The 14,909-nt window shown below is 65.9% G+C and carries 8 protein-coding genes; 4 read left to right on the top strand and 4 right to left on the bottom strand.

The features are described from left to right. Positions 1-80 precede the first annotated feature (80 nt). The 3 genes from JNB89_RS08760 (at position 81) to JNB89_RS08750 (ending at position 2,675) form a co-directional block, all read left to right on the top strand. Positions 81-1,481, top strand: coding sequence for an FAD-containing oxidoreductase (locus tag JNB89_RS08760; RefSeq protein WP_220361923.1), 1,401 nt, complete (start codon positions 81-83; stop codon positions 1,479-1,481). 95 nt (positions 1,482-1,576) lie between these two features. Beyond that, on the top strand, positions 1,577-2,152 hold the full coding sequence (locus tag JNB89_RS08755) for a TMEM175 family protein (RefSeq protein WP_013338728.1): 576 nt from the start codon (positions 1,577-1,579) through the stop codon (positions 2,150-2,152). 34 nt (positions 2,153-2,186) lie between these two features. Continuing rightward, a complete protein-coding gene (locus JNB89_RS08750; RefSeq protein WP_220361922.1) occupies positions 2,187-2,675 on the top strand; it encodes a metallophosphoesterase family protein in 489 nt (162 codons plus the stop codon). A 122-nt stretch (positions 2,676-2,797) separates the two neighbouring features. On the opposite strand, the gene proP is transcribed toward JNB89_RS08750, so the two are convergent. The 3 genes from proP to argA all read right to left on the bottom strand — a co-directional run bounded on the left by proP (position 2,798) and on the right by argA (position 6,807). Beyond that, positions 2,798-4,258 (bottom strand): glycine betaine/L-proline transporter ProP, encoded by a 1,461-nt coding sequence (gene proP, locus JNB89_RS08745; protein WP_013338730.1) that lies wholly within the window; start codon positions 4,256-4,258, stop codon positions 2,798-2,800. Between the two features lie 826 nt (positions 4,259-5,084). Continuing rightward, positions 5,085-5,360, bottom strand: coding sequence for an oxidative damage protection protein (locus JNB89_RS08740; RefSeq protein WP_013338731.1), 276 nt, complete (start codon positions 5,358-5,360; stop codon positions 5,085-5,087). Between the two features lie 58 nt (positions 5,361-5,418). After that, positions 5,419-6,807 carry an amino-acid N-acetyltransferase gene (gene argA, locus JNB89_RS08735; RefSeq protein WP_013338732.1) on the bottom strand — a complete coding sequence of 463 codons (1,389 nt, stop codon included), beginning with the start codon at positions 6,805-6,807 and terminating at the stop codon, positions 5,419-5,421. Positions 6,808-6,830: 23 nt separating this feature from the next. On the opposite strand from argA, the gene hrpA reads away from it, so the two are divergent. Continuing rightward, complete coding sequence (hrpA, locus tag JNB89_RS08730; RefSeq protein WP_220361921.1) at positions 6,831-11,180, top strand: ATP-dependent RNA helicase HrpA; 4,350 nt, start codon at positions 6,831-6,833, stop codon at positions 11,178-11,180. A 478-nt stretch (positions 11,181-11,658) separates the two neighbouring features. On the opposite strand, the gene JNB89_RS08725 is transcribed toward hrpA, so the two are convergent. Further along, complete coding sequence (locus tag JNB89_RS08725; protein ID WP_220361920.1) at positions 11,659-14,811, bottom strand: YadA-like family protein; 3,153 nt, start codon at positions 14,809-14,811, stop codon at positions 11,659-11,661. Positions 14,812-14,909: the final 98 nt, after the last annotated feature.

Here is a 14,909-nt window from a genome sequence, read left to right as displayed (position 1 = left end):
GATTGGCAGCGTGGCGCAAGCGAGGCGGCGACTGGGCGTAAGATGCGACGACCAGCACACGAGCCGCGAGGAGAGTCGCCATGGCACAGCATTTCGACGCAGTCGTGATCGGCACCGGGCAGGGCGGCGCGCCGCTCGCCGTTCGGCTTGGGCAAAGCGGCCGCCGCACGGCGGTCATAGAACGCGCGGCCTTTGGCGGAACTTGCGTGAACGTCGGCTGCACGCCGACCAAGGCCTATGTGGCGAGCGCGCGTGCGGCGCACGTGGCGCGCCACGCTGCGCGACTCGGCGTTCTGGTGAGCGGCTCGGTCAACGTCGATCTGGCGGCGGTGAAGGCGCGCAAGGACAAGATCATCGGGCAGTCGCGCGACGGCGTCGAACAATGGCTGCGCGGCACGGAAAACGTCACCGTGTTCAATGGCCACGCGCGGTTCACGGGGCCGCATGCGCTTGCCATCAGCGCACCGGACGGCACGCTGCTGCATGAGTTGAGCGCCGACGAAATCTTCCTGAACACCGGCACGCGCGCGGTGGTGCCGCCGCTCCAGGGCATCGAGCGAATCCGCTATTACACCAACTCGAGTCTGCTTGAACTGAGCGAATTGCCGGACCGGCTCGTGATTGTCGGGGGCAGCTATATCGCGCTTGAATTCGCGCAGGTGTTTCGCCGTTTCGGCAGCGAAGTGACGGTGCTGGTGCGTGGCGACCGGGTGCTCACGCGCGAGGACCCCGATCTCGCCGAGTCGGTGCAGAAGGTGCTTGCGCGCGAAGGGGTGGAGTTCCGCTTCGGCGTGCAGCCTTCGCGGGTCGAGCCGCATCCGCATCGCGAGCATGAGGTGTGCATCGGCTTCGAGCAGAACGTGCCGGCGCTCGAGGCTTCGCATCTGCTGTTCGCGACCGGGCGCGAGCCGAATACCGATGATCTGGGCCTCGCGGCAGCCGGCATCGAGACCGACCGGCACGGCACGATTCCCGTGGACAGCCAGTTGCGCACCAACGTGCCGGGCGTGTGGGCGATCGGCGACATCAACGGGCGCGGCGCATTCACGCATACCTCTTACGACGATTACCAGATCGTCGCGGCGAATCTGCTCGACGGCGGCGCGCGCTCGGTCGACGCGCGCATCATGGCGTACGCGGTGTTCGTCGATCCACCGCTTGCGCGCGTCGGTCTCTCGGAACAAGACGTGCGCAAGAGCGGCCGCGAAGCACTGATCGCGACGATGCCGATGTCGCGCGTGGGCCGCGCGCGCGAACGCGGCGAGACGGACGGCTTCATGAAGGTGCTCGCCGACGCACGCAGCAAGCAGATTCTCGGCGCTGCGATTCACGGCATAGAAGGCGACGAGGCGATCCACACGTTCATCGACATCATGACGGCGGGCGCGCCGTATCCCACTTTGCGATACGCGATGCACATTCATCCGACTATCAGCGAATTGATCCCGACCTTGCTCGATGGTCTGCGTCCGCTGAAGTAACGCGACCTGCGAGGCGCTGATCGACAAGGCGTCGTCGCATCGCGGATAATCCGCGATGCGGTGCAATCCAACCGCATTCACTCGAGGAACAGCCGATGGGCAAGGGACGCGTCGAAGCCTTCAGCGATGGTGTGATCGCCATCATCATCACGATCATGGTGCTGGAAATCAAGGTGCCGGAGGGCTTCGATCTCGCCGCGCTGCGGCCGCTCGTGCCGGTGTTCGGTGCGTATGTGCTGAGCTTCCTCTACGTGGGCATCTACTGGAACAATCATCACCACATGTTCCATGCGGTTCAGAAGGTCAACGGCGGCGTGCTGTGGGCCAATCTGCATCTGCTCTTCTGGCTGTCGCTGCTGCCTGCGGTCACGCATTGGGTCGGCGAAAATCATCTGGCTTCGTGGCCGACCGCGCTGTACGGCGTCGTGCTCTTCATGTCGGCAATTGCCTATTTCATCCTCACGCGCTTGCTCGTTCGGCAGCACGGCCAGGATTCGGCTCTGGCGAAGGCGGTCGGCAACGACTTCAAGGGCAGGGTCTCCGTCGCGATCTATCTCGCGGGCATCGTGCTCGCGTTCGTTGCGCCGTGGATTGCGGCGGCGCTCTATACGCTTGCTGCCGCCTGGTGGCTGGTGCCTGACCGGCGTATCGAACACGTGCTGGAAGCGTGAGCGTGCGTGCATCGAAGCTTGCACGACTGCCTTCATGACTCTACGTAAGCACGCCTTGCCGCCAGCGCGCATCGGCTTGATTTCCGACACGCACAACCTCGTGCGGCCCGAAGCGCTCGACTATCTCGCGGGCTGCGACGCCATCATTCATGCGGGCGATATCTGCAACGCGGCGGTGCTCGACGCGCTCTCGCAAATCGCACCGCTGACAGTCGTACGCGGCAACAACGACACCGGCGAGTGGGCCAGTTCGCTGCCCACGCACGCCACGCTTACCGTGCAGCAGGTCACCATTCTGGTGGTGCACGATATAGCCGACGTGCCGGCCGATTTGCGCCGGCAGGGCATCGGCGTAGTGGTGACCGGCCATTCGCACAAGCCGTCGATCAGCGAGCGCGACGGCGTGCTCTTCGTCAATCCCGGCAGTGCGGGACCACGGCGCTTCAAGCTGCCGGTGTCGGCGGGCATGCTGGTTGTCCACGGCACGCGCGCCGAGGCGAGCTTCGACTCGTTGCTCAAATGAAAACGGGCCGGCTGTAAAGCCGGCCCGTCCTGCATGTAAATGCACACATTTGCATGCGTTCGTACGCACGGCGCGGCGGAGCGCCGTGCCTCATTGCATCATTGCTTCATTGCTTCATTCGATCACGCACGCGCCGTAGCCGCGTAGCGTTCGTCCATCTCTTCGGCTTCGCGTTCGCCGCGCAGCACGGCGTGTGCTTCGGCGCGCGTCGCGACGCACGGGCCCGAGCCGAGCAGCGGCTTGCGGGCGGTTTCGCGCAGCGCCACCACGGAGACGATGCCGATCAGCGACGCGCCCATCAGGTAATACGCGGGCATCATCAGATTGCCGGTACGGTCGACGAGCCATGCGGTCACGAGCGGCGTCGTACCGCCGAACAGCGACACCGAAATGTTGAAACCGATGGCGAGCGCGCCATAACGGATCTTCGTCGGGAACAGCGCCGGCAGTGCCGAGGGCATCACACCCGTGAAGCACGACAGCAGCATGCCGAGAATCATCAGGCCGGCGAACACCGGCAGCACCGTGCCCATACGGATCAGCAGCAGCGCGGGAATCGCCAGCGCGAAGAGTCCCACGCAACCGAACAGCATGACCGGTTTGCGGCCGATCGCATCGGACAGGCGGCCTGCCACGAGCGTGGCCGGCATCATCAGCACCATGACGATCAGAACGATGAAGAGACCGTGCGATTCGTTAAAGTGCAGCGTCGCCGACAGATAGCTCGGCAGATACGACAGCGCCATGTAGTCGGTCACGTTGAAAATCAGCACGAGGCCGACGCACAGCAGCAGCGGCTTCCATTGCTGCGCGAGCAGCTGGCGGAACGACTGCTTGGGCAGCGCCTTTTCCTCGGCCTCGCGTTGCTCGGCCTGCTTCTTGAACGCGGGCGTTTCCTCGAGCTTCATGCGGATGTACAGACCCACGAGTCCGAGAGGACCAGCAATCAGAAACGGCACACGCCAGCCCCACGACAGCAGCGCGTCGTTCGTGAGCGTCGCGGTCAGCACCGCGACCGTGCCCGCGCCGAGCACGTAGCCGATCAGCGTGCCGAACTCGAGGAAGCTGCCCATGAAGCCGCGGCGCTTGTCCGTCGAAAACTCGGCAATGAAGGTCGCCGCGCCGCCATATTCGCCGCCGGTCGAGAAGCCTTGCACGAGACGCGCGACGAGCAGCAGCGCCGGCGCAAGAATGCCGATCGACGCATAGCTCGGAATCAGGCCGATCGCGAAAGTGCCGAGCGCCATCATGATCATGGTCATCGCCAGCACGCGCTGACGGCCGATGCGATCACCGAGCGGCCCGAACACCATGCCGCCGACCGGGCGCACCAGAAACGCGGCGGCAAAGGTGCCGAAAGTCGCGATCAACTGGGCGGACGGGCTCGACGACGGGAAGAACACTTTGCCGAGGGTCACGGCAATGTAGCTGTACACGCCGAAATCGAACCATTCCATTGCGTTGCCAAGCGCCATCGCGCCGACGGCACGCTTGAGCAGAGAGTTGTCGACGACGGTGATGTCGTCGAGGGAAAGGCGTTGTTCTTGTTGGTGTCGCCAGAAGCCGTTGCTGGAAGCGGTCAAGGTAATACTCCGATGACTGCGACGAAACTCATGATGCGTTCCGCCACGGTTGCTGGAAAGTGCAGTTTCGCAAACGGGGCGAGGGCCTCTTCGCCGCGGCGGCGAAAGAGCGGGTGCGCGTCGAAACAAAACGCAGCAGCGCAGCCAGGGCCGCAAAAGCGGCAAGCGCCCGTGCCTCGCGAGCCAGGTCGCGAAAAAACACTCGTCTAGATTGTGCTGACTGTCGCACTTGCCGGGCCGTGGAACGGGGCAGGTGCATGAGGACGCGGATGGCTGGAAGCCAGACCCTACGCCGTTGGAAGGCTTGAAACGAAAAAGGCCGGTGCTTGACTCGCCGCTTGTGCAAAACCCGTTGGCCAACTCTCTCGAGGGGCGTCAGGCAAGCTCAAACCGCGATACGACCGACAAGCCTTCTTGTATAAAAAACTGTTCCATCGCGATGGACACGCGCAGTGCAAGCACTTGGTGTCGCAAGGTCAGGGAACGCGAATGAAGGTGAATTGCTGTTGGAACGACGCACATATTAGCACGATGACAGAGGATCGTGCAAACCTGCTTTTACCCGGCGGGCCGGGCAATGCCGCCCGATCCCTTGCGGGGCGGGGGATTGCGGGAATCGCGGCGGTCTGCGCAAAGGGTTTAAACGGCCCAAAAATGTACCGTTTGGGGAGTTTTGCGCCGGCCTGCGGACGAAAAAAATCCGCGCACGAGGCGCGGATTCTGGGCGGTGGGCGGCGAGTGTGCAAGGCCGATCGAGCAACGAATCGCGGCGTTCACGCAAACTTCATCGGGCACGCGGCGCTCTCGCCCGGTGCCTACCCGTCTCTTATTCGCCCGCCGGCGGCACGTAGCCCTGCGCGGTGTCCGCACCTTCGCCGAAGAAGAACTTCTCGGTCTGCTTCATCAGATACTGGCGCGCGCGCGGGTCGGCCATGTTCAGGCGGTTTTCGTTGATCAGCATGGTTTGCTGCTTCAGCCAGCTTTGCCACGCTTCCTTCGAGATGCTTTCGTAGATCCGCTTGCCGAGTTCGCCCGGCAGCGGCGGAAAATCGAGGCCTTCGGCTTCCTTGCCGAGCTTCGCGCATTGAACCATACGAGTCATGCTGTGCTTCTCCTGTAATCGATGTGGGGACGACGGCCAGGCGCTTATATGAGGTCGCTCAGAGCTGTTTCATCAGCACGAGCGATTTGCGCTGCCAGTTGTAGAGTCGGCGGCGGTCTTCGGGCAGGTCGTCGACCGTGACCTTGACGAAGCCGCGCTTGAGGAACCAGTGTTCGGTGCGCGTGGTGAGCACGAAAATGCGCGTGAGGCCGCGTGCCCGCGCGCGTTGCTCGATGCGCTTGAGCAGGCGCTCGCCGTCGCCGGTGCCCTGTGCTTCGGGGGCGACGGTGAGGCAGGCCATTTCGCCGATGCGCTCCTGCGTGTACGGATACAGCGCCGCGCAGCCGAACAGCACGCCGTCGTGCTCGATCACCGAGAAATGGTCGATGTCGCGTTCGATCTGATGGCGGCCGCGCCGCACCAGCGTGCCGTCCGATTCGAGCGGCTCGATCAGCGCAAGAATACCGCCGACGTCGTCCGGCGTCGCTTCGCGCAGACTTTCGAGGTTCTCGTACGAGATCATCGTACCCACGCCGTCGTGCAGGAACAGTTCGAGCAGCAAGCTGCCGTCGAGCGCGTAGGGGATGATGTGCGCGCGCGGCACGCCGCCACGGCACGCTCGGATCGAGTGCTTCAGGTAAAAGCCCGCGTCGCCGGTCACTTCGCCGCTTTCGTGCAGCTTGTAGGCGTCGTCGAGCGACAGTTCGCGGATCAGTTCAGGGCCGTCTTCGCCAGCCTGCATGAGGCCCGGCGTTTCGGTCAGGAACACGATCTTGTCGGCACGCAGCGCAATGGCGGCGGCGGACGCCACGTCTTCCATCGACAGATTGAACGCCTCGCCGGTGGGCGAGAAGCCGAGCGGCGAAAGCAGCACGAGCTTGCGGCTTGCGAGCGAATGGCGGATCGAATCGGCGTCGATCTTGCGCACCACGCCGGTGTGGGCGAAGTCCACGCCGTCGAGAATGCCGACCGGGCGCGCCGTGACGAAATTGCCCGACACGACGCTGATGTGCGCGTGCGCCATCGGCGTGTTCGGCAAGCCCTGGCTGATGGCCGCCTCGATATCCAGACGCACTTCGCCGGCCGCTTCTTTCGCGGATTCGAGCGCGCGCGCGTCCGTAATGCGCATGCCGTGTGAGAACTCGGACTCGACACCGTGCAGGCTCATCTGTTCTTCGACCTGCGGACGCGAGCCGTGCACCAGCACGATCTGGATACCCATGGCCTGCAGCAGCGCGATGTCCGACACGAGCGCATTGAGCAGCCCCTGATGCACCACCTCGCCGCCAAAACCGACAACAAACGTCTTGTTGCGGAACGCGTGGATATAAGGGGCGACTGAGCGCATCCAGTCGACGAATTGCGCGTGCTGTGCGAGGTCTTCCGATGTGCCGGCAGGGGCCGGAACGCTCGCGGGCGCGGGGACGAGGTCGGTTTGGGAATTCATGCCCGGGATTATAATGCGCCCCCATGTCGAATGTACCCAAAAGTCCCGCCGCGGCGAACGAGAATGCGGCGCCGGCCGCCGATCAAACGAAGCCAGGCGACGCGCAGCGCGGCGCCGGCCAGCAGGCGAAGCGCGGCCAGCCGAACACGCCCCGTACGGGGCGCGAGGCGCAGCGCGCCGCGCAGAGCGGCGAGGCGAAGCGTGCCGCGCCGAATGAAAAGCCGCAGCGTGGCGTGTCAAACGAAAAAGCGCACGGCGCCGAGGCGCAGGGCAACCCGCGCAATGAGCGCCGCGAACCGCGCGCGGCGCACTCGCCGCGCAGCGCCCGCCCTGTCGTCGCGCCGAACCCGATACCGCCGATCAGGTTTCCCGAAGCGTTGCCGGTGTCCGGCCGTCGCGACGAGATTGCACGAGCCATCGCCGAGAACCAGGTGGTGATCGTGTCGGGCGAAACAGGCTCCGGTAAGACTACTCAGTTGCCGAAAATCTGCCTCGCGTTGGGCCGCGGCCTCGGTGCCGGCGGCTCGGGGCTGATTGGCCACACGCAGCCGCGCCGCATTGCGGCTTCGGCAACCGGCCGGCGCATAGCCGAAGAACTCGGCACGCCGTTCGGCGAGGTGGTCGGCTACAAGGTGCGCTTTACCGACAATCTGTCGCCCGGCGCGTCGGTCAAGCTGATGACAGACGGCATTCTACTCGCCGAGACGCAGACCGATCCGTTGCTCAACGCGTATGACACGCTGATCATCGACGAAGCGCACGAGCGCAGTCTGAACATCGACTTTCTGCTCGGCTATCTGAAGGAAGTCCTGCCGAAGCGCCCCGATCTGAAGCTGATCGTGACCTCGGCGACCATCGACGCCGATCGCTTCGCGCGCCACTTCGGCAGCGAGGACAAACCCGCGCCGGTGATCGAAGTGAGCGGGCGCCTCTATCCCGTGGAGGTGCGCTACCGTCCGGTTGCTCAAGACAGCACGGCGGTAAACGCCGCGCAAGGCACCTCGGGTGGCACCTCGGCCGGCGCCGGTGCGCCGAGCTCGCACGCTGCGCGCGGCGAGCGGGCAAGGTCGCCGCGCGAAACCGGCAAGGAGCGCGACCGCGATCTGATGGAAGCGCTGGTCGACGCCGTCGACGAATTGTGTCGCGAAGGCCCCGGCGACGTGCTCGTGTTTCTGCCCGGCGAGCGTGAAATTCGCGACGCGGCCGAGGCGCTGCGCAAGCACCATCCGCCGCATACGGAGATCCTGCCGCTCTTCGCGCGGCTTTCCGCCGCCGACCAGGAGCGCGTGTTCCGCACCTCGAACGCGCGGCGCATCGTGCTCGCGACAAACGTCGCGGAAACCTCGCTGACGGTGCCCGGCATCCGCTATGTGGTCGACACGGGCCTTGCGCGCGTGAAGCGCTACTCGTATCGGAACAAGGTCGAGCAGTTGCAGGTCGAGCCCATTTCGCAGGCCGCCGCGAATCAGCGGGCAGGGCGTTGCGGACGGGTGGCCGACGGCATCTGCATCCGTCTTTATGACGAGAGCGATTACCAGGCCCGCGCGCGCTTTACCGACACGGAGATTCTGCGCTCGTCGCTGGCTTCCGTGATTCTGCGCATGAAGTCGCTGCATCTGACGGCAATTGAGACCTTTCCGTTTATCGAGCCGCCGCCTGGCCGCGCGATTGCCGACGGTTATCAACTGCTGAACGAACTGGGCGCCGTCGACGACGACAATCAGCTCACGCCGCTTGGCCGCGAACTCGCGCGTCTGCCGCTCGATCCGCGCGTCGGCCGGATGATTCTCGCCGCACGCGATCAGCAGTCGCTGAAGGAAGTGCTGGTCATTGCGAGCGCGTTGTCCGTGCAGGACCCGCGCGACCGGCCGATCGAGGCGCAGCAGCAGGCCGATGAGGCGCATCGCCGCTTTGCCGACGAACGCTCGGAATTCCTGCAGTGGTTGAAGATCTGGAACTGGTTCGAAGAAGCGATTGCGCACAAGAAGTCGAACAAGCAGTTGCACGAGGAATGCCGCAAGAACTTCCTGTCGCAACTGCGTCTGCGCGAATGGCGCGACGTTCATTCGCAGTTGCTGACGGTGGTGCGCGAGCACGGCTGGCGTCTGAACGAAGCCGAGGCGACCTTCGAGCAGATCCACCTGGCGCTGCTCACGGGCCTGCTCGGCAACATCGGTCTGAAAGCCGACGACGAGCCGTACTACCTCGGCGCGCGCGGCATCAAGTTCTATTTGTGGCCGGGCTCCGCGCTGGTGAAGAAAGCGGGCAAATGGGTGATGGCCGCAGAACTGGTCGAGACGAGCCGTCTGTACGCGCGCTGCATCGCGAGGATCGAGCCCGAGTGGATCGAGAAGATCGGCGCGCATCTGCTGAAGAAGTCGCTTAGCGAGCCGCATTGGGAAAAGCGCGCGGCGCAGGTGTCCGCGTTCGAGCGCGCGGTGCTGTACGGACTGCCGATCTACCACCGCCGCCGCGTGAGCTTCGGCAAGCAAGACCCGGCGCGCGCGCGCGAGCTGTTTATTCGCGGCGCGCTCGTCGAAGGCGAATTCGACACGCGCCTCGGTTTTTTCGCGCACAACCGCAAGCTGCTTGCCGACATCGAGCAACTCGAACATAAGTCGCGCCGTCAGGACGTGCTGGTCGACGAAGAACTGATTTTTGGCTTCTACGACCAGGCGCTGCCCAAAGGCATTTACACGGGCGCGGCATTCGAGCGCTGGTATCGCGACGAGGTGAAAAAGAGCGGCCAGCCGGAGGACAAGCTGCGCCTGCTGTACCTGTCGCGCGACGACCTGATGCGCCACGAAGCCGCCGGTGTGACGACAGACCTGTTCCCCAAACGGATGACGATGGCGGGCGTCGAGATGGCGCTCACGTATCACTTCGAGCCGGGTTCCCCGCGCGACGGCGTCACGCTCGCCGTGCCGCTCTTCGCGCTGAATCAGGTCGACGCGCGGCGCTGCGAGTGGCTCGTGCCCGGCATGCTGAAGGAGAAGACGCAACTGCTGCTGAAGTCGTTGCCGCAAAAACTGCGGCGTCACTGTGTGCCGCTGCCGGAGTACGCGGCGGGTTTCGTCGAGCGTCATGAGCCGCCGCGTTTTGCCGCGGGCGGTCTACTCGAAGCGTTGATCGCCGATGTGCGCGAACAGAAGCAGGTCGCGCTCAGGCAGGCCGACTTCAAACTCGAGACCTTGCCGCCGCATCTGTTCATGAACTTCAAGGTGATCGACGAGCACGGGCGGCAGCTCGCGATGGGCCGCAATCTGTCGCAACTGCGCGCGGAGCTCGGCGGGCAGGCGCAGCAGCATTTCCAGAAGATCGCGTCGAGCGCGGCGGGCGCGGCGCTCGCGGGGACTGCGGGTGCTTCGGGTGCTGCTGGTACTGCTGGCGCCGCTGGGGCGCGCGGAGAAGTGGCGTCGCCGCCGGGGGCGTCGTCTGCTGGCAAGGCGGCGCGCGCGCCAGGCGTTGCCGTGCCGGGCGCGCAGGGCGCGGCCTCGGGCGGCGGGAGCGCCGGCACCGCGCTGTACGAAAACCTCACTACCTGGAATTTCGGCAAGCTGCCCGAGCTGCTCGAAATCCGCCGCGGCGGGCAGACGCTGTTCGGTTATCCGGCGCTGGTGGATCGCGGCACCCATTGCGACGTCGAGGTGTTCGATTCACCCGACGAGGCGGCGCGCATTCATCGCGCGGGCTTGCGTCGGCTGTTCGCGTTGCAGTTGAAGGAGCCGATCAAGTATCTGGAGAAGAACCTGCCGGGCTTGCGAGAAATGGCGATGCAGTTCATGACTCGCGGCACGCAGGAAGAACTGCGCGACCAGTTGGTCGACACCGCGCTCGATCGCGCGTGCCTGCAGGATCCGTTGCCGGACGACGACGCGAGCTTTCACACGCGGCGCGACGAAGGGCGTAGCCGTCTGAGCCTGCTTGCTCAGGAAATTGCGCGACTAGTCGGGCAGATTCTCGGCGAGTACGCGGCTGTGCTGAAGAAGCTGGTGCAGGCCAGGTCATTCACCAGCGCGCATGCCGACATGCAGAATCAGCTCGATGCGCTGATCGGCAAGCGGTTCGTGGTCGATACTCCGTACTCTCAACTGACGCATTTCCCGCGTTATCTGAAGGCCATTGCATTGCGCATCGACAAGCTGAAAGCAGACCCCGCGCGCGATGCGCGGCAGTTTGCCGAATTCCAGCCGTTGTTGCAGCACTATCAGCGCGCGCTCGCGCAGCGTGGCGGCGTGCCGGATGCGCGTCTTTCCGAGTTCCGTTGGCTTTTGGAAGAGTTGCGCGTGTCGCTGTTCGCGCAGGAATTGCGCACGCCGATGCCCGTCTCCGTGAAGCGGCTTTACAAGGTGTGGGACTCGATGCAGCGCTGAGCTGGGCGAGGGTGGGCGTGGGCCGGGTGTGTCGCGCGGTGTAACGCGAGGGGCAATCCGAGGGGCAATCGGAGGCTCAACCAGAGGCCAACCCGAGGCTCAACCCGAAGCTCAACCCGAAGCTCAACCGAGGCTCAACCGAGGCTCAACCCGAGGCTCAACCCGAGGCTCAACCCGAGGCTCAACCCGAGGCCAACCCGAGGCCAACCCGAGGCCAACCCGAGGCACAACCCGAGGCCAACCCGAGGCCAACCCGAGGCACAACCCCGAGGCACAACCCAAGGCCCAACCCAACTCGGCTGTGCTGACGGTCCTTCCGGTTCCCGCCAAAAAGGGCGCGCGCCGTGCCCCGCTGTTCGGGCGCCCATCGCGCACGAAGCCATTCAAGCCGGGATTGGACCCGAGCCTACCTGTTCGCTGCATTCGCATTGCGACGCATCGCCGGCTAACGGCGATGCGTCGATCTACGGTGCCGTTTTTACCAGTGCATGCCTGCACCGACCGACGCGCCGAACTGGCCGCGCGAGTCCGTGGTGCCTTGCAGCTTGTAGACCCACTTGCCCGTCTCCGACAACTGCGACACGCCGATGGCGAGCGCCGACTGCCCGCCATAGGTGCCGCCGGCCATGGCAACCATGCCCCGGCCAGGCAGGACTGCTTGAGGCAGACCGGCCATGGCGAGGGCGGATGCGGTCCCGCCATACGAATCGCGCCGCGCGGAACGGATCTGGTCGTCCGTATAGCCGCGCGCTGCGCCCAGGGTGCCGCTCATGCTCTGTTGCAACTGGTTGACGTTGACCGCATCGGTGCCTTGCACGCCGGCTGCAACGTTGGCGATCTGACGTTCCTGACCCACTGCGCCGACCGACACTGTGTTGGCACGATCCGCGACCGAGCCTTGGCCCAGCGCCACCGAATTCGCGGCGCTTGCCGTGGCGCCTGCACCGAGCGCGGTCGCCCCGCTGCCGCTGGCGAGCGAGTTCGCGCCGACGGCGCTGGCGTTCGCCCCGGTGGCGCGCGCGTTCGCCCCGCTCGCCACCGAGTGCACGGCGGACGAAACGGCGCCTTCCAGGTCGCGGTCGCCTTCCGCGCTGACGAATGGGTTGGCCGCATTGACGACGGCGTTGTTCACCGCGCCGTTGATCGCTGCGTTGAGTTGGCCGACGTTCACCGCGTCGGAGTTGTCGACGCCGTCGGCCACGTTGTGGAGGACCGTGCCGCCGCTCGCTGCGTCGCCGCCCAAGGTGACGCTATTCCTGTTGACGCTGCCGTCCGGATTGCGGTCGTACATCACCGCGCCGTCGAGCTTCGCGGCGGTGGCGGTGCCCTGGTCGCTCACGGCTTTCAACTGCGCGACGTTGACGGCGTCGGTGTCGGCTGTGCCGGCCGCGACGTTGGTGATCTGGCGTTCGTTGCCGGCGGAGCCGACCGAGACGGTATTGGCGCGATCCGCGACGGAGCGTTGGCCGAGTGCGACCGAGCCCGGTGCCTGCGCTTGCGACATCGCACCCAGAGCGAGCGAACCGGCGCCCTGCGCAGAGGCGAGTTGGCCGAGCGCCACGCCATAGTCGCTGGGCGCGCTGGCTGCCGTGCCTACGGCAATGGCGCCGACACCAGAACTCGACGCGCCATTGCCCAGCGCAACCGAGTTGGCCGCCTGCGCGCGTGCCTGGTAGCCGAGCGCGGTGGCGTTGCCGCTCGTCGCGCTGGCCTCGTAGCCAAGCGCGGTGGAGCCGTCGCTCGCCGCATCGGCGAAGCCGCCCACGGCGGTACTGAATCCGCCTTGCGCCTGGGCACTGGTGCCGGCGGCGAAGCTGGCTTGGCCTGTGGCCAGCGCCGAGCCGCCGACGGCGACCGCGTTCCCGCCGCTTGCGATAGCACTTGCCCCGACCGCCACACTCTCTGAACCGCTGGCCGCCGCGCTGCTGCCGATGGCGACCGCGCGGTCTCCTGTGGAGCTCGCGTCGTCGCTGCCGTCATTGGCGCCGCCGGCCTTGAAGTAGCGCGACGCGTTGCCGACCGCGGTATTGAGCTGCGTGACGTTGACCGCGTCGGTCCCTTGCACGCCGGCTGCGACGTTCGTGATCTGCCGTTCGTTGCCGCTCGATCCGACGGAGACTGTGTTGGCCCGATCCGCGACAGAGCCCTGGCCCAGCGCGACCGAGTTCGCCGCCAGCGCGCGTGCCTGGTAGCCGAGCGCGGTGGCGTTGCCGCTCGTCGCGCTGGCCTCGTAGCCAAGCGCGGTGGAGCCGTCGCTGGCCGCATTGGCAAAGCCGCCCACGGCGGTACTGAATCCGCCTTGCGCCTGGGCACTGGTGCCGGCGGCGAAGCTGCCTTGGCCTGCGGCCAACGCCGAACTGCCGAGGGCGACGGCACCGGCGCCGCTGGCCGCCGCACTTGTGCCAAAAGCGACCGCCTCCTCGGCGCTAGCCTTGGCGTTTGCGCCGAGAGCGACGGCCGCTGTACCGCCGGCAGTGGTATTCGAGCCGAGAGCGACCGCGTCCGCACCGCTCGCCGTCGCACTCGCGCCGACGGCGACCGCTTGAGTACCGCTCGCCGCTGCGGCGCTGCCGACCGCGAGCGCACGAGCGCCCGTTGCGCTTGCGTCGTCGCTGCCGTCATTGGCGCCGTCGGCCTTGAAGTACCGCGACAGACCTGTGGTCGCGGCCTGCAACTGACTGACGTTGACCGCGTCGGTCGCGTCCGCACCGGCGGCGACGTTGGTCAGCCGGCGTTCCCTTCCCGACGAGCCCACCGACACTTCGCCCATTGCTGTTGCCCCCGCTATTGTCGCGGGAGCGGCGCCGGACGGTACATAGGCGGCCTTGGTGAGGTCTGCGTTGGTGGTGGAACCGGAACCCAGCGCGACGCTGTTGTCGGCCGACGCGCTGGCGGCATAGCCAAGGGCGACCGAGTTCAGGCCCGTGGTCGAGGCCGAATAGCCGAGTGCCGTGGAGTTGTCGCCCGCGGCCTTGGCGGATGCGCCGCCCGCAAACGAATAATTGTTCGACGCCGTGGCGGCATAGCCGAGCGCAACCGCGCTGATTCCGGCAGAGCGTGCGCCGTATCCGACCGCGCTCGACAGCGTGGCATTGGCCTGCGCGGAACCGCCCAACGCCGTGCTGCCGTCACTGCTGGCGGTCGCGCCGGCACCCGCCGCAATGGAGTCGGTGCCGTTCGCATGCGAGTTAAAGCCGCTCGCCACCGAGCGCAGGCCGGCCGCCACCGCAGCCGTTCCGGTGGCGGTGGCGCCGTCCGCCAACGCGCGGGCGCCGAGGCCCGTCGCGGTCGAAGCGGCGCCACTCGCCGTGGCGCCCATCCCCAGCGCGACGGCGTTGTCCCCGAGAGCAATGGCATTTGCGCCTTCGGCAATCGCATTCACCCCGGATGCGGTCGTGCTCACTCCCACTGCCACCGAGCCGTCTCCCGCCGCATTGGCCATTGGCCCTACCTCTGTTGCATTAAAGCCCGCGGCCAGCGCGTTTTCCCCGAGCAAGGCGGCGGCGAGCACCGCCAGCGCGACGGTTTTTGCGCGGGCCGAACCGCGCCGGGTCTTCGCCTTCGAGCTTTCCGGGGCCGCTACCCACGTGCATGTTGCTTCGCACCAGATTAATTGATAAGTCTTGTTCACCTATTAACTCCGCGCTGCTGTTGTGTGGCGGAGTGGGCGCGATAATCCGGACGAGGCGTCATCGCCCGTTTAAAGGGCCGGGAAAATTACCACTATCG

Origin of the sequence: Paraburkholderia phenoliruptrix, assembly GCF_019511605.1 — a bacterium.
Classification (GTDB): domain Bacteria; phylum Pseudomonadota; class Gammaproteobacteria; order Burkholderiales; family Burkholderiaceae; genus Paraburkholderia; species Paraburkholderia phenoliruptrix_A.
This window is presented reverse-complemented; position numbering and strand designations above follow the sequence as displayed.